Annotated in this window: 8 protein-coding genes; 5 read left to right on the top strand and 3 right to left on the bottom strand. The window is 71.3% G+C overall.

The annotated features are described in order from the left end of the window. Positions 1 to 75: 75 nt before the first annotated feature. Positions 76 to 4,245, bottom strand: a complete 4,170-nt coding sequence (locus tag NR798_RS30095) for a response regulator (protein ID WP_375765955.1) — start codon at positions 4,243 to 4,245, stop codon at positions 76 to 78. A 124-nt stretch (positions 4,246 to 4,369) separates the two neighbouring features. Next, positions 4,370 to 6,592 (bottom strand): glycosyltransferase family 4 protein, encoded by a 2,223-nt coding sequence (locus NR798_RS30090; protein ID WP_375765954.1) that lies wholly within the window; start codon positions 6,590 to 6,592, stop codon positions 4,370 to 4,372. Between the two features lie 131 nt (positions 6,593 to 6,723). Between NR798_RS30090 and NR798_RS30085 the strand changes: the two genes are divergently transcribed. The 3 genes from NR798_RS30085 (at position 6,724) to NR798_RS30075 (ending at position 11,440) form a co-directional block, all read left to right on the top strand. Next, a complete protein-coding gene (locus NR798_RS30085; RefSeq protein WP_375765953.1) occupies positions 6,724 to 8,232 on the top strand; it encodes a DUF4912 domain-containing protein in 1,509 nt (502 codons plus the stop codon). Between the two features lie 9 nt (positions 8,233 to 8,241). Beyond that, on the top strand, positions 8,242 to 9,831 hold the full coding sequence (locus tag NR798_RS30080) for a glycoside hydrolase family 57 protein (protein WP_375765952.1): 1,590 nt from the start codon (positions 8,242 to 8,244) through the stop codon (positions 9,829 to 9,831). 157 nt (positions 9,832 to 9,988) lie between these two features. Further along, the gene (locus NR798_RS30075) at positions 9,989 to 11,440 is read left to right on the top strand and encodes a trypsin-like peptidase domain-containing protein (RefSeq protein WP_375765951.1); all 1,452 of its coding nucleotides are present in this window, start codon (positions 9,989 to 9,991) and stop codon (positions 11,438 to 11,440) included. Positions 11,441 to 11,587: 147 nt separating this feature from the next. Here NR798_RS30075 and NR798_RS30070 read toward each other — a convergent pair whose 3' ends face one another. Then, complete coding sequence (locus NR798_RS30070) at positions 11,588 to 13,507, bottom strand: diguanylate cyclase (RefSeq protein WP_375765950.1); 1,920 nt, start codon at positions 13,505 to 13,507, stop codon at positions 11,588 to 11,590. A gap of 115 nt (positions 13,508 to 13,622) precedes the next feature. Here NR798_RS30070 and pgeF point away from each other — a divergent pair, with 115 nt between their 5' ends. Then, positions 13,623 to 14,393: a peptidoglycan editing factor PgeF gene (gene pgeF / locus NR798_RS30065; RefSeq protein WP_375765949.1), complete on the top strand. Its 771-nt coding sequence runs from the start codon at positions 13,623 to 13,625 to the stop codon at positions 14,391 to 14,393. Between the two features lie 78 nt (positions 14,394 to 14,471). Then, the gene (locus tag NR798_RS30060; protein WP_375765948.1) at positions 14,472 to 15,305 is read left to right on the top strand and encodes a tol-pal system YbgF family protein; all 834 of its coding nucleotides are present in this window, start codon (positions 14,472 to 14,474) and stop codon (positions 15,303 to 15,305) included. Positions 15,306 to 15,319: the final 14 nt, after the last annotated feature.

The raw sequence follows: 15,319 nt of genomic DNA, 5'->3' as shown, positions 1-15,319 counted from the left end.
AGCCCCGGAGGGTCCCTTCGACTTCGAGCTTCAGCCGCGCGCGGCAGGGGAGCCACGCGCGGCCGGTGAACCGCACTACTTGTCGAGCTCGTCCACGAGCGAGGTCCAATCGGCCTCGTCCGAGGCGCCGCCCGGGCCCGTGGGGATCTGCATGACCACGGTGCGGTCGGACGGCCCCTCGTCCTCGTCGGCGACGGGGGGAGGAGCCGCGGTCTTCTTGGCCGCCACGGTGTTCTTCGCGGCGGGACGGGCCGCCTTGGCCGGAGCGGCGGGGACGATGGTGTTCATCTGCGTGGTGAGCACGCTGTCGTCCTCGTCCGCCAAGGGCTTGGCGGTGGCCGAGGTCTTCGCGGACGGAGTGCCCGGGGAGGAGGGCGACTTCGTCTTGAAGCGGGCCAGCTCCAGCTCGGCGACCTTGAGCGCCTTGCTCTTCTCCTGCACCGACTGCTGCAGGCGGGCGATCTCCTGGGCCTTCAGGGCCTCGCGGCGCTCCAGCTCGGTCTTCTGCCGGTTGGCCAGCTCCTCGAGCTCCTTCTGCTGCCGGGCCTCGAGCTCCTTGCGCTCCTTGGCGACGGCGGCGAGCTTGGCGGCGGCGTCGCTGACCTTGGCGTCGGCGGCGGCCACCTTGGCGTTGAGATCCTTCTCCACGCGGGCCTTGGCGCCGGCGGCGTTCTCCACCGCGAGCTCCAGCTCCTGGATCTTCTTGGCCCGGGCGGTGAGCTGCGTCTGGGCCTCCTTGACCTTGGCATCGGCCTCGGCGGCGCGGGTCTGCACCTCCTGGGTGAGCTGGGTGGCGCGGGCCTCGGCGCGGGACAGCTTCGCGGCCAGGTCGTCCGCGGCGCGCTTCGCCTCGTTGCGCTCCTGGGCCTGGGCCTGCTGGAGCGCCTGGAGCTGCGCCTGGGCGTCGGCGAGCTGGTTGGCCAGCCCCTCGCGCTCGGACTGTAGCTTGGACTGGGTGTTGCCCGCGGCCTTGAGCTGCTCCTCGCGAGCGGCGAGCTGCTTGCGCGCGGTCTCCAGGTCACTGGTGAGGGCGGCGGCCTGCCGGTTGAGCTCGTCGGTGTTGCGCTTGGCCTGCTCCGCCTCCTGCTGGCGGCGGGCATCGAGCTGCTTGAGCTGCTCGGTCTTGGCGGCCACCTCGCGGCTGAGGGCCTCGCGCTGACGCTCCTTCTCCTGCGTCACGCCGGAGAGCTTCTGGAGGGTGTCCGACAGCTCCTGGCCCTTGGCGGCGACGTCCTTCTCCAGGAAGTCGATGCGGCGCTGGGACTCGGCGGTGAGCGCGTTGAGGCGCTCCTCCACCCGGTGGCGCTCGTCCTCGGACTCGGCGAGCTGCGAGCCGAGCTGGGTGACCTCGGCGACGCGGCTGCCCAGCTCCTGCTTGGTGAGGAAGAGCTGCTCCTCGAGCTCCTGGTTCTGGTCGCGCGTCTGGGCGAGCGTGGCCTCCAGCTCCGCCTGGGTGGCGGCGGCCTGCTGCTGGCTCTGCACGTGGGAGGCCTGCTCGCCGGCGAGGGCCTCGCGCGTGGCGGCGAGGGTACCCTGCGTCTCGGCCAGCTCGTTGCGCACCTGGCCGAGCTGCTCGGAGAGCTCCTCCTCCATGGCGGCCTTGAGGGCCTCGGTCTCCTGGAGGACGCCGCTGATGCGGGTGATCTCCGTGTTGGCGGCCTGCAGCTCGGTCTCGCGGTCGGTGCGCTCCTGCACGGTGCGCGCGAGCTCGTCGCGGGTCGCTTCCAGTTGGCCCTGCGTGTCGGCGAGGGTGGCCTGGGTGTCGGCCAGCGACTGGGCGGTGGCGTCCAGCTCGCCGCGGGTGCTCGCCAGGGTCTCCTCGGTGGCGGAGAGACGGCCCTGCGTGTCCGCGAGGGTGGCCTGGGTGTCGGCCAGCGACTGGGAAGTGGCGTCCAGCTCACCCCGCGTGGTGGACAGCGCCTCCTCGGTGGCGGAGAGGCGGCCCTGCGTGTCGGCCAGCGTGGCCTGCGTCTCCGAGAGCGTGTTCTGCGTCTCGGAGAGCGTCTGGGTGGTGGCCTCCAGCTCGCCGCGCGTGGTGGCCAGCGTCTCCTCGGTCTGGGAGAGCGTGGACTGGGTGTCGGCCAGCGACTGCGAGGTGGCCTCCAGCTCGCCGCGCGTGGTGGCCAGGGCCTCCTCGGTGGCGGAGAGGCGGCCCTGCGTATCGGCCAGGGTGGCCTGCGTCTCCGAGAGCGTGGTCTGCGTCTCGGCGAGCGTCTGGGCGGTGGCGTCCAGCTCGCCACGGGTGCTGGCCAGCGTCTCCTCGGTGGCGGAGAGGCGGCCCTGCGTGTCGGCCAGGGTGGTTTGCGTCTCCGAGAGCGTGGTCTGCGTCTCGGCGAGCGTCTGCGAGGTGGCGTCCAGCTCGCCGCGCGTGGTGGCGAGCGTCTCCTCGGTCTGGGAGAGCGTGCCCTGCGTCTCGGTGAGCGTCTGCGAGGTGGCGTCCAGCTCGCCGCGCAGGTTGGAGATCTGCGTGTCGCGGTCGGCGACGGTCTCCTGGAGCGCCTGGATCTGCCCGTTGAGCTCGGCCTCCAGGGCGTCCTTGGCGGCCTCCAGCTCGTTGCGAGCCTGGGTGAGGGCCTCCAGCTCGGCGGTCAGCTCGGCCTCGCGGTCGGCCAGGTGGGCCTTGACGGCCTCGACCTCGCCCTCCAGCTCGCCGATGCGCTCCATCTGCTGCTGGATGTTGGCGTTGAGCTCCGCCTCGTGGTGCTCGTTGCGGGCGATGGTCTCCTGCAGCTCGCGCTCGAGCGTGGCGACCTTCGCGTCGCGCTCCTCCAGCCGCTGCGTGAGGTCGCTCTCCAGCGCGTCCTTGTCCTGCTGGAGCTGGTCGCGCTCGCCCGTCATGCGGGCCAGGTCCGACTCCAGGCCGGCGATCTGCTCGTTGAGCCGCGCCTCGAGCGCGTTGCGCTCCTCGGTGAGCCGCTGGATCTCCGCGTCCGACCGGGCGCCGTGCTCCTCGGCCGCGGTGGCGCGCGCCTCCAGGGCCCGCACGGTGGTGTCGCGCTCCTGCTCCGTCTGGGCCAGCCGCTCCTGCAGCGCCTGGATTTCCCCGCTCAGCTCGGCGTAGCGCTCGTCGCGCTCGCTGACGGTGCGGGCCAGCTCGCCTTCCACGGAGTCGATGCGCTGCTGGCGGCGGGCCAGCTCGGCCTCGTGGGCCTGCACCGTCTCGGTGAGCTTCTGCTCCTTGACCTCGAACTCGAGGGTGACGATGCCCAGGTGCTTCTCGAGCTTGTCGTACTCGTCGCGGGCCGTCTCCAGCTCGCCGGCGCGGCGCGACAGCTCGTCATCGCGGCTGGACACCTCGCGGCGAAGGACGTTGATGTCCTTCTCCTTGGAGGCCACCACCTCGATGAGATCCTTCTCGGAGGAGAACTTCTGCAGGAGCAGGTCGTCGACGGTGGCGCCGTGATCGCGCTCCTTCTGCAGCATGGACTGCTGGGCCTCGTTGAAGCGCCGCAGCAGGTCATCCACCTGCATCTTCAGGCCCTGCAGCTCCACGTCCTTCTCGTGGAGGCGGTCCTCCACGGAGACCAGCTCGCGCTCGCGGACGTTCCAGATCTCCGAGATGCGGGCGATCTGCGCCTCGCGCACCTTGAGCTCGTCACGCAGCAGCTGGACCTTGCCCTCGGGCGTGCCCATCAGGTCGCGCCGCGGAGGCGGACGCTTGAGCTGACGGGACTCGGCGAGCAGCTCGGCCTTGCGGTCCGCGATGGACTGGAAGGAGCGCTCGAGGAAGCCGCGATCCTCCTCGGTGATGGCGCTGCGGCGCTCGCGCTTGGGCAGCTTCGGCGGGCCACCGGCGGGGGCGGGCGCGCCCTTGAGCGGCGGCGGCATGGGCGGAGGACCATCGCCCGAGAAGGCGGGGGCCTGCTCCTCCTCGGGGGGCATGATGCCCACGCTCATGGAGGCGAGCTCTCCCATCTCGAAGGGGATGATGAGGTAGCCGTCCGCGGCACCGGGCGTCTGGCGGTGCTGGTTCAGCCCCTCCACCCCCGTGTCCGAGGAGAGCAGCAGCACCCGGAGGTTCTGCCCCCACTTGCCCTTCTTGATCTGCCCGCAGAGGGTGAAGCCGGATTGATCCGGTAGCTCGGCTCGGACGACGACGAGGTCCGGTCGGCGCTTCTCCATCTCACGCTGTGCGTCAGCGGCGGTGGCCGCCATGGCCGTTTGATAGCCCGCGCTCTTGAGCACGGTGGCCATGCTGAGGGCGAAGTCGTTCTGGCTTTCGACGATGAGGACGCGGCGCTCCATGCAGCCCTTTTACCCACGAAAAGTGCAATGAAAACCGGCACATCCTAGCCGCGCGCGAAAGAGCTTGGAAAGTTTCCGTGCCAAGCTCGGTCGGTTGCCTCACGAGGAGGACGCGTCTCTCGGTTTATGAGGGTTTGCCACGCGACACTCCCTGCACCTTGGGCGCGGGAGGGGCGGCACCCGGCTCCTCGTCGCGGCCGGGCATGGTGGTGGGCGGCGTGTGCCGGGCGAACTGGGTGCCCTCGGGAGGGCAGTAGCCGTGGGCCAGCTGGGCGAACCACGGGTTCAACCTCGACTCGGGGGGCTCCCTCGGCGGCGTCTCTGGCGTCTCCGCCTCGTGGATCTCCGCGCTGCTGATCTCCTCCGGCTCCTCCAGTGGGAGGGCGTCGGTGGGTGTAGGCGCGCTGTCTACCTCCTGGATCTCCTCGGCCTCGGCTTCGGAGATCTCCTCGGGCTCCTCGGCCCGGGCGGGGGTGCGCGCCACGGGGGGAGGAGGGGCGGGGAGCTCCAGCGGGGTGAGGACCGGCGGAGCGGCGGGACGGGAGCCACTGGGCGGTTTGGCCCGCGGAGGCAGCGGGGGGATGGAGATGGACGGGCGCGGGGCGGGGCGGGGCGGCAGCGCGGGAGGCCGGGCCTGGGCCGGCTCGGGAGCTGGAGCCGGGGCAGGGGCCTGGGCCGGGCGGTTCTCGGCGGAGACCGTCCGGGTGACCAGGCTCGGGCGGGCCGGGATGGGCGGAGGTGCGGCGGGCGGAGCGGGAGGTTCGCGCAAGGGCAGCCCCATGATGACGGGAGGTCCACCCGGCCGAACGTCCTGCTCGGTCAGGGCATTGTCCCGGTCCTTGTACGAGGGCTCGCGCAAGGGCAGCCCCATGATGACGGGAGGCCCGTCGGGCCGCGCGGCCTCGGGCTCCGTCTTGATGAGCCGGTTGTCGAGGCCCTCCTCATAGAGGATGTGGCCCGTGACGAGCGGCAACTCCTCGCGCGCGGGGCCTCCCTGGCCCGGATCCGTGTCCGGGATGGGCTCGGCGGCGGCGGAGGGGCTCTCACCGGGTGGCGGGGCCGCGGCTTCCGGCCTGCTCGCGCTCACCGTCCCCGCGAGCGCGAGGATGCGGTTGGTGGGCGTGCCCGTCATCGTCGGGCTGAGCTTGGACTCGTCGGCGGCCGCCATCGGCACCGGGGACTTGCCGAGCAGGCCATCATAGATGTCCAGGAGCTGGCCGCGGATGAGGCCCGCGTCGAGCCACTGCTCGGCGAAGGCGCGGGCCTGTTTCCCGAGGGAGACGCGCCGGGGCACATCCCGCGCCAGCGCGATGAGCTGGTCCGCGAGCGCCTGCGCGTCCCCGGGCGGATAGAAGACGCCGGCCGAGGAGGGGACGAGCTCCCGGGCCACGGGGAGATCGGCGGCGAGCACCGGGCGGCCCGCGGCGAGGTACTCGGACACCTTGGCGAGGGCGCCGCCCTGCACGCGGTTGCGGTCCACGTCGTCCAGCGGTAGCACGCCCACGTCCGCGAGCGCGAGCACCTTGGCCACATCGTCATGGGCCACGGGCGGCTGGAACTCGACGTGCTGCTTGAGGCCCAGCTCGGAGACGAGGTCCTCCAGGTGCGGTTGCCAGTCCGCGTGGCGCGCGCCCACGAGGGTGAGCCGGACATCCACCTCCCGCACCGCGAGTGCGAGTCCCCGCAGCAGTCCGGCCAGTCCCTGCCAGGCCACCTGGCTGCCCAGGTACATCAGCCGCATGGGGGTGCCATCCGGCGAGCCGAGCGCCTCGGGCGAGTAGGGCCCCAGGTCGACCGGGGCACGCACCACCTTCACTGCGTCCTGGCCCACGCCCAGCGAGTGGATGAAGGAGCGCGTGGTGGGCGAGCCGGTGATGACCCGGTCCGCGTTCATCAGGCAGAACAGCTCCTGGCGGCGGACCTTGGAGAGGAACTTCCGGTCTCCCTCCAGCTGCGGGTGCGTGTAGCGCAGCTCCTGGGAGGGGAAGCCCTGGGCCTCGTAGACGAGCCGGTAGCCGTAGTCGCCCTTGAGCTCGCACAGGGCGTAGCCGCCGAAGGGGTCGGTGAAGTGGACGAGCGCGTACTCCTCGCTCTCCAGCTGGCGGCGCACGGCGCGCTCGAAGGACTGGATGCGCGAGGCCAGGTCTCCGGCGCCCACGGGCACCCGGAGCAGGCGCGCGCCCTGGTACTTCTCGATGTGCGAGTGGTCCGGCGTCTTGACCGAGAGCACCACCACCGAGAAGCGATCGGGCAACGCCTTCAAATACTCCGTCACCCGCCGCGACGAGCCAGAAGGGCCGGGGAGGACATCGAAGCTGCACAGCAGCAGTCTGGGCAGGTCGCTCAAGACGGACCGGAGGATACAAACTCAACTCCCGCCTTGTCACCGCCCCTGGCGATTCGCGAGGTATGACCACGAACAGAAGTGAAATCGCTCGTTGACCCCTGGCCCCTGGCGACCTAAGCCGAGACCTGCCTATGGCCGACCTCAAGAGCGTCACGGTGGAGTACCTGCGGGAGCTCGCGCGCAAGCATCTGGGACGCGGGCATAGCAAGCTCAAGACCAAGAAGGACCTGCTGGCCGCGCTCGCGCAGCGGGTGCCGCGGCTCGCGAAGCTGGCGGGCCTCGAGGAGGAGGGGAAGGCGAGGGGGTCGCGCAAGGCCCCGGTGGCCGTCTCGGCGGCCTCGCGCACCGAGAAGCCCGAGGACCGTCCGAAGGAGCCCGCCGCTCCGGTGGAGCCCCTGCCCGGCGACGATGACGAGAAGACGCCCGTCCACCACCCGCCGCGTCCCGCCGAGGTGGTCAACTTCCCGCCCAAGCCCAAGACGCCGGGCCGGATGTCGATGGAGGACGAGGCCCCCGAGGAGGGGCCGATGGACCCGCCCGCGCCCCCGGAGGCCGCCGCCGTGGCGCAGCATGCCGCGGAGCCGCTGGTGGAGGGCTTCTTCGTGGCCCGCGTGGCGGGTGAGCAGGAGGCCTTCCGCCACCACCTCACCGAGGCGCACCACCGCCGGCCCCGCGAGGCGCTCGGCTCGCCGGACTTCGACGAGCAGCTCGGCGAGCTGCCAATGGACTACGAGGACGACACGGCCCTGCTGCTGGCGCGCGACCCGCAGACGCTCTTCGTCCTCTGGGACTTCAGCGACGAGGCCCGGCGGCGTGCCCTGGATGGGCTGGAGTCGCCGCGCGCCGTGCTGCGCGTCTATGACGACTCCGACGTGCTGGTGCGGGTGATCGACGTCGCGCTCGAGTCGCGCAGCTACTACATCCACGGGCTGCCGCCCGGCCACCCCTACCGGGTGGAGGCGCACTTCGTGGGCAGCAATGGCCGCTCGCGCCGCATCGGCCACTCCTCCAACCGCATCTTCCTGCCGCCCGGGGGTCCGTCCGGGGACACCTCGGTGCGCTACCTGCGCATGCCGCCCGTCGCGGTCCGGGGTGCCAACATGGAGTCGGTGGCCGCCACCGCGCCCACCCGGACCCCGCCCTACGAGGAGCGCGAGTACATCATCTGGCGCCGCGTGGCCCTGCCGGGCAGCGGTGGCTTCGAGGACGTGCCCGAGCTGCACCGCGAGCGCACCGGCCCCGGTACCCCGGGCGAGGGTGCTCCCGGGCAGGAGTACCTGCAGCCCCGCCGCGCCGAGGGCTCGTCGGAGCAGTCGATGGGCTCCTGGGGTCCCTCCGGCTCCTCCGAGCAGTGGATGGGCTCCTGGGGTCCCTCCGGCTCCTCCGAGCAGTCGGGAGGGATGCGCGTGGCGCAGGCCGGGCCCGCCGAGTCGTGGTGGATGCGCTCGCAGGGCCCGAGCGGCTCCTCCGAGGAGTCGATGCGCTCGCAAGGGCCGGCCGGGTCCTCCGGCGACTGGATGCGCTCGCAGGGTCCGGGCGGCTCCTCCGAGGGGGGGATGCCTTCGCAAGGACCGGGCGGGGCCTCCGAGCACTGGGTCTGGGCGTGGATGCGTCCTTCGTCCTCCGATCTGGGCCGCTAGGGGAATGACATGAGCATCGGCTCGCTCGCGCTCGTCCTGCACGCACACCTTCCGTTCGTCCGACACCCCGAGTACGAGGACTTCCTCGAGGAGGACTGGCTCTACGAGGCCATCTCCGAGACGTACCTGCCGCTGCTGCTCGTCTTCGATCGGCTGGCGGACGAGGGCGTGCCCTACCGGGTGACGATGACGCTCACGCCCACGCTCGTCACCATGCTGCGCGACGAGCTGCTCATGGGCCGCTACGCGCGCAAGCTGGATCAGCTCTGTGAGCTGGGCGCGCGCGAGGTGCACCGCACCCAGAACGATCCCACCTTCAACCGGCTGGCCCACTTCTACCGGGACCACTTCGAGACGCTGCGCAGTGCCTTCCGCGAGCGCTACAAGCGGGACCTGGTGGGCGCCTTCCGCCGGCTGCAGGACGCGGGGCACCTGGAGATCATCACCTGCAACGCCACGCACGGCTTCCTGCCGCTGATGCAGCAGACGCCCGAGGCGGTGCGCGCGCAGATCACCGTGGCCGCCAACCACTACCGGCTCACCTTTGGCCGGGACGCGCCGGGCATCTGGCTGGCCGAGTGTGGCTACTTCCCAGGGGTGGAGAAGTACCTGGCGGCCGAGCGCATCCGCTACTTCTTCGTGGACACGCACGGGCTCACGGACGCCACGCCGCGGCCGCTGCATGGCCCCTTCGCGCCCATCTACACGGAAGCGGGCGTGGCCGCGTACGCGCGGGATCCCGAGAGCAGCCAGCAGGTGTGGAGCTCCCAGCACGGCTACCCGGGCGACCCCGTCTACCGCGAGTTCTACCGGGACATCGGCTGGGACCTGGACCTGGACTACATCCGGCCCTTCATCCAGCCCACCGGGGATCGCAAGAACACGGGCTTCAAGTACTACCGGATCACCGGCAAGACGCAGGACAAGCAGCCCTACGATCCGGACGTCGCGCGCGAGCGGGCCGCCACCCACGCGGGCAACTTCCTCTTCAACCGCGAGAAGCAGTTCGAGTGGCTCGCGGGGAAGATGGGGGGCCGCAAGCCGGTGGTGGTGGCGCCCTACGACGCCGAGCTCTACGGCCACTGGTGGTTCGAGGGCCCGTGGTTCCTCGAGGCCCTCATCCGCAAGGTGGCCCAGGAGCAGAAGACCTTCCAACTGGTGTCGCCCTCGGATGACCTCGCCGAGCATCCGGAGAACCAGGTGGCCACGCCGCCCCTGTCCTCCTGGGGCGCGGGCGGCTACGCGAACATGTGGCTGGATGGCTCCAACGATTGGATCTACCGCCACCTCCACCATTGCTCGCGCCAGATGGTGGCCCTGGCGAAGGACCATCCCGATGCCCCGACGCTCCAGCGGCGGGCGCTCAATCAGGCCGCGCGCGAGCTCCTGTTGGCCCAGGCCTCGGACTGGGCCTTCATCATGAAGACCGGGACCATGGTGGACTACGCCGTGCGCCGCACGCAGGAGCACATCCTGCGGTTCCAGCGCCTGCACGATCAGATCCGCGACGGGCGTATCGACGAGGGCTGGCTCGCCCACATCGAGGGCAAGAACAACCTCTTCCCGGAGATCGACTACCGGGTGTACCGCCCGGGGTGACGGGGCTGGGGCGCTCGCCGGGCGGTTGAGGGTGTAGCGCCTACACCCCTTGTTCCCATTCTCGGGAAGAGAAAGGGGGCTTCAGTGTTTCCCAGTCGCGCGGGCAGGGCCGATCCGCCTTGCCTTGACGTCTTTCCGTCTTATCTCGGGAGAGACCATGATCAAGCGACTGAATGCCTCGCGGCGTGCCCTCACGGGTGCCCTCATCGTAGCGCTGCCGGTACTGGTGCATGCCCAGACGGCGGCTCCTTCCGCTCCTCCTCTCCAGCCGGCCACCCGGGAAGCGCAGGCGCTGCCTTCGCTGGCCCCGCTGGTCGAGTCCGTGAAGGGGGCCGTCGTCAACGTGGACGTGCAGGCCAAGGCCTCGGGCCTCGGGCAGGGGGAGAATCCCTTCTTCGATCGCTTCTTCGGGGGCGGAGACGGGGGCCGGGGTCAGCGGCGCGAGCCCATCCGGCAGGGAGCGGGCTCGGGCTTCATCGTGGATGCCAAGGGCCTGGTGTTGACCAACAACCATGTCGTCGAGGGGGCGGTGGCCATCCGCGTGCGCCTGGACGACGGGCGCAGCTTCGACGCGGAGATCGTCGGGACGGACCCGCTCACCGACGTGGCCGTCATCCGGCTCAAGGGCAAGGTGGAGAACCTGCAGACGGTGAAGCTGGGGGACTCGGACGCGCTGCGCGTGGGTGACTGGGTGGTGGCCATCGGCAACCCGTTCGGCCTGGCCTCGAGCGTGAGCAGCGGCATCCTCTCGGCGCGCGCCCGCGACATCCACTCCGGCCCGTATGACGACTTCCTGCAGACGGACGCGGCCATCAACCCGGGCAACTCGGGTGGCCCGCTCTTCAACCTCAAGGGCGAGGTGGTGGGCATCAACACCGCCATCGTGGGCGGAGGCACGGGCATCGGCTTCGCGGTGCCGAGCAACCTGGTGAAGGCGCTCATGCCGCAGCTGGAGAAGGACGGCGCGGTGACGCGTGCGTGGCTGGGCATCGGCATCCAGGATCTCACGCAGGACCTGGCCAAGGCGATGCAACTGCCGGTCACCGAGGGCGCGATCGTGTCCCAGGTGAACGACGGCTCGCCGGCGGGCAAGGCGGGGATGAGGGCGGACGACGTCATCGTGGCCATCGACGGGCAGAAGGTGGGCTCGGGAGGCCAGCTGACGCGCACGGTGGCGCTGAAGAAGCCGGGCAGCACCTCCACGCTGGACGTCTTCCGGGACGGCAAGCGGCAGGCGCTGAAGGTGCAGCTGGGGACGCGCCCGGATCGCGAGGGCGTGGCCGTGCGCCAGCGGCGTGGCGAGGACACGGAGCAGTCCTCCAAGGCGCGCGTGGGCGTGTCGCTGAGCAACGTGGATCCGCGGATTGTGGAGCGGACGGGGCTGCGCTCGGAGCAGGGGGCGCTGGTGACGGACGTGCTGCCGGGCTCGCCGGCGGAGCGCGCGGAGCTGGCGCCGGGGATGGTGGTGGTGGAGGTGGATCGCAAGCCGGTGCGCAACGCGGAGGAGCTGGCGAAGATCATCCGCAAGGCGCCCGCGGGCAGCACGCTGCTGTTGCGCGTGGAGGTGCCGGGCAGCGGACGCTACCTGCGCGCCCTGCACATCCCGTAGTCACCAGCCTCATCCCGCTCCTCACTCGAGGACCCACTCCCTCTCCCCTCGGGAGAGGGTCGGGGTGAGGGTATCGAGGCTCCCGAGTCCAGGCCCGTGCCACCAGCGAGTGGCGCGGGCCTTTTCACTGCGGGCCCGGCCGGGCGCTCACGCCTTGGCGATGTTGGAGGAGTTGGAGGAGGCCGAGGGATCGTTGGGGCGGGCGAGCCCGCGCTCGCGGCCGGGGTGCAGCTCCATGCCGGGGGTGTAGGAGGTGACGCTGTTCCGTCCGGCGCGCTTGCTGGCGTAGAGGGCGGCGTCGGCGCAATCCACCAGGCTGTCCTGGGAGATGGAGTCGACGGGCATGGTGGCCACGCCGATGGAGACGGTGATGTGGCCGCCGGGCTGGGTGGGGGCGGCGAGCTGGGGGGCGTCCACCACGGCGCGCCGCAGCTTCTCGGCCACGTCGAAGGCGTCGTCCTTGGAGACGTTGGAGAGCACCAGCATGAACTCCTCGCCGCCGTAGCGCGCGAGCGTGTCCACCTTGCGCAGGCGGGCGCGGAGCACGTCGCACACCTTGCGCAGCGTCTCGTCACCGGCGCGGTGCCCCGCGGCGTCGTTGAGCTTCTTGAAGTGGTCGATGTCCACCATGAGGATGGACACGGGCGTGCCGAAGCGCTGCGCGCGGGCCACCTCCAGCTCCAGCCGCGCGAAGAGGTGACGGCGGTTGGGCACCCCGGTGAGGGGGTCCGTCATGGTGAGCTTCACCGCCTCGGCGTGGAGCATGGCGTTCTTCACGGCCGTGGCGGCCTGGTCAGCCACCGCGGTGAGCAGCTCCAGCTCCTCGGGGGCGAAGCTGGCCACCTCGGGGCGCCGGAAGTTGAGCACGCCCAGCACCGAGTCCATGTGCACCATGGGGATGCACAGCACCGCCCCCCTGTCGTGCCCGGGTGGCAGCCCATGCCGGGCGAAGGCGCTCGAGGGGTCCTTCACGTCCGGCACGTACACCACGCGCCGCAGCTCCGCCGCGCGCCCGCTCGCGCCCTCGCCGTGCTGCACGAGCATCCCCTCCAGCTCCGGGTGCTCCGGGAAGGTGCTCTTCACCTCCAGCAGCCCGTCCGCGTTGACGAGCATGATGGAGAAGTCCGGGATGTGGAGCCGCTCGGGCACCAGCTGGGTGATGCGCGAGAGCAGCTCCGACAGCTCGATGGTGGAGTTGACCGAGCGCGCCACGTCGAAGAGCAGGGCCAGCTCGGCGATGCGCTCCTCCAGCTCCTCCTTGAGCGACAGCTTCCACTTCGTCACCTGGAGATCGCGGTGGGTGTCGATCTCTTCGGCCTTCATGGAGGTGAGGCGCGCCAGCATGGCGTTGAAGGCCGCGCCGAGCCGGGACAGCTCATCCGTGCCGCGCATCTCGGCGCGCACCAGGAAGTCGCCCTCCTCGGCGCGGCGCATGGCGGCCGCCAGCCGGCGCAGGGGCCGGGTGAGGAAGAAGTGCAGGGACGTGCCGGTGGCGACGATCAGCATGGTGCCCAGCACCAGCACGGCCCCCAGCGCGGCGCCGAGGGCATGGGTGAGCTCGCGGTGCACCACGGGCTCGGCCACGCGCAGGTGCACCATGCCCACGCGCGACTCCTGGGCACCCGGGTGACACCCCTCGCACGACTTCTCGCCGAGCGAGCGGAGCACCTCCGTCGCGTGGGCATCCGAGCGGGCCCATTGGGGCCCCGGGGCCGTCAGGCGCTCGGCGTCGGGGTGGAGCGTGCCCACCTCGCGCGGGCTCACGGACCAGAGGATGCGGCCGTCCGGGGCCAGGATGTTGAGCTCCGCCGTGGCGCGCAGCAGCCGGGCGTCCGACCGCAGCAGCTCGGACACGGGGAAGTGGGGCGGGAGGCCCTCGGGCGTGGGCAGCCGGAAGGTGGTGCCGACGAACTCCGCGAGCACCATCGCCTCGTCGTGCGTGGCGTCCCGGGCGGCGATCTGCGCCTCACGCCAGAAGTAACCTACGCCGAGCAGGGCCGCGAGCAGACCGGGCAGGGCAACGCTCCACAGGAGCTTCTTGCCGACGGTGTCGAGACCCAATGCCATAATGCCCCTGTAAGTTTCTCGGATTGTCAGATCGGCTGACGCACACTGTCAAACGGACACCGTCGGAAATCATTCGACAGTGTGATTGCACCGGAAGCTCCATAAGAAGCCGCCCATGCCCGCACACCCTCCGTCATTGGTGACGTCCGCGTTGCTCCCCGTGCCCCATGGCTTCACCACCCGAGCCGGAGGCGTGTCGGAGGGACCCTATGCCTCGCTCAACCTGCGCTTCATGGAGGGTGACCTCCGAGAGCGGGTGGAGGAGAACCATCGGCGGCTGGCGGTGATGGCGGGCGCGGCACTCGAGGCGCTGCACACGGTGAAGCAGGTGCATGGAGACCGGGTGGTGGAGGCGGGCGCGGGGGAGGGGACGGGCGCGCTGCGGCCCCCGGAGGGCGAGGCGGACGCGCTGTGGACGGAGCGGCCGGAGCACTGGGTGGCGGTGGGAACGGCGGACTGTGTGCCGGTGCTGCTGGTGGATCCCGAGGGCCGGCGGGTGGCGGCGGTGCACTCGGGGTGGCGGGGGACGGAGGCGCGCATCGTGGCGCGGGCGGTGGAGTCGCTGGTGGCCCGCGGCTCGCGGCCCGAGCGGCTGCTCGCGGCGGTGGGCCCCTCCATCCAGCGCTGCTGCTACGTCGTCTCCGAGGACCTGGGCCAGCGCTTCACCGCGGGCTTCGGGCCGGAGGTGGTGCTGCGCGAGGGAGCGGACGTGCGCTTGGATCTCGCACGGGCCGTGCGTGATACGTTGCTGGGCGCGGGGCTGAAGGCGGCGCACGTTGATCTGCTCCCGCACTGCACCGCGTGTGATGCGGACCGATTCTTCTCGCACCGGCGTGACGCGGGCCGCACTGGCCGTCATCTCAACTTCGTCGTCCACCGGTTCTGATCGGCGTCCGGGCCGATTTCTTGACGGTCTCCGACACCCCTTCCTATCCTTCCGGACGGATCCCCCTGAAGCCTCGCGTTGGAGCACCGCATCATTCGCCGACTCTTCGCCATCGCGCCCCTGTGTGCGCTGACCGCCTGTGCCACCACCGGCTCCGCCCAGTCCTCGGAGCTGGCGGAGCTGAAGGCCGAGGTACGCGCCATGCGCGAGACCCAGGCGCGTCTGGAGAAGCGTCTGGAGCGTGTGGAGCTGCACGCCAGCGTGAGCCAGTCGCGCGCCTCCGTCGCCGCCGCGCCGGCCCGGGAGGGCTCCACCTCCGCGCCACCGGCCGCCGCGGCCTCGTCCGGCTACAGCACGCCGGAGCTCGCGGTGGTGAAGCTCAAGCCGCGCAACGAGCCCGCGCCCGCGCTGCCCACCCGGGTGGCGGTGGTCGAGCCCGCGCCCGATGACATGGAGATGTTCATCAGCTCCGCGCCCGAGGAGGACGCCGCGCCCGCCGCGGCCCAGGTGTCCGAGCCGAGCGAGGAGCTGGACAGCGCCGTGCTGGACGCCGAGTTCGAGCAGGCGGTGGCGGCGCTGCGCACCGGCAACGTGGAGGGCGGGGTGACGCGCCTGCAGGCCTTCGCCGAGGAGCACCCCCGCCACCCCCGCGCGGACAACGCGCTCTACTTCAGCGGGCTCGGGCAGATGGGGCTCAAGGATCACCCCTCCGCGGTGAAGTCCTTCGAGCGGCTCATCGCGAGCTATCCGGCCGGCGATGCCGTGCTGGATGGCATGCTGCGGCTGGCCGAGTGCCGGCTGCGGCTCAATCAGAAAGACGACGCGCGGGCGCTCTACACCCGCATCCTCACCCAGTTCCCGGGAACGGCCGCCGCCACGCAGGCGGAGCAGCGGCTCGCCTCCCTGCACTAGCTGTCCGAAAGGAA

The sequence above is a fragment of the Archangium gephyra genome, assembly GCF_042230915.1.
Lineage (GTDB): Bacteria > Myxococcota > Myxococcia > Myxococcales > Myxococcaceae > Archangium > Archangium gephyra_B.
This window is presented reverse-complemented; position numbering and strand designations above follow the sequence as displayed.

Coding starts and splice junctions, on each gene's coding strand:
- NR798_RS30075 (WP_375765951.1), top strand. CDS start 9,989: ATGATCAAGCGACTGAATGCCTCGCGGCGTGCCCTCACGGGTGCCCTC.
- NR798_RS30085 (WP_375765953.1), top strand. CDS start 6,724: ATGGCCGACCTCAAGAGCGTCACGGTGGAGTACCTGCGGGAGCTCGCG.
- pgeF (WP_375765949.1), top strand. CDS start 13,623: ATGCCCGCACACCCTCCGTCATTGGTGACGTCCGCGTTGCTCCCCGTG.
- NR798_RS30095 (WP_375765955.1), bottom strand. CDS start 4,245: ATGGAGCGCCGCGTCCTCATCGTCGAAAGCCAGAACGACTTCGCCCTC.
- NR798_RS30070 (WP_375765950.1), bottom strand. CDS start 13,507: ATGGCATTGGGTCTCGACACCGTCGGCAAGAAGCTCCTGTGGAGCGTT.
- NR798_RS30080 (WP_375765952.1), top strand. CDS start 8,242: ATGAGCATCGGCTCGCTCGCGCTCGTCCTGCACGCACACCTTCCGTTC.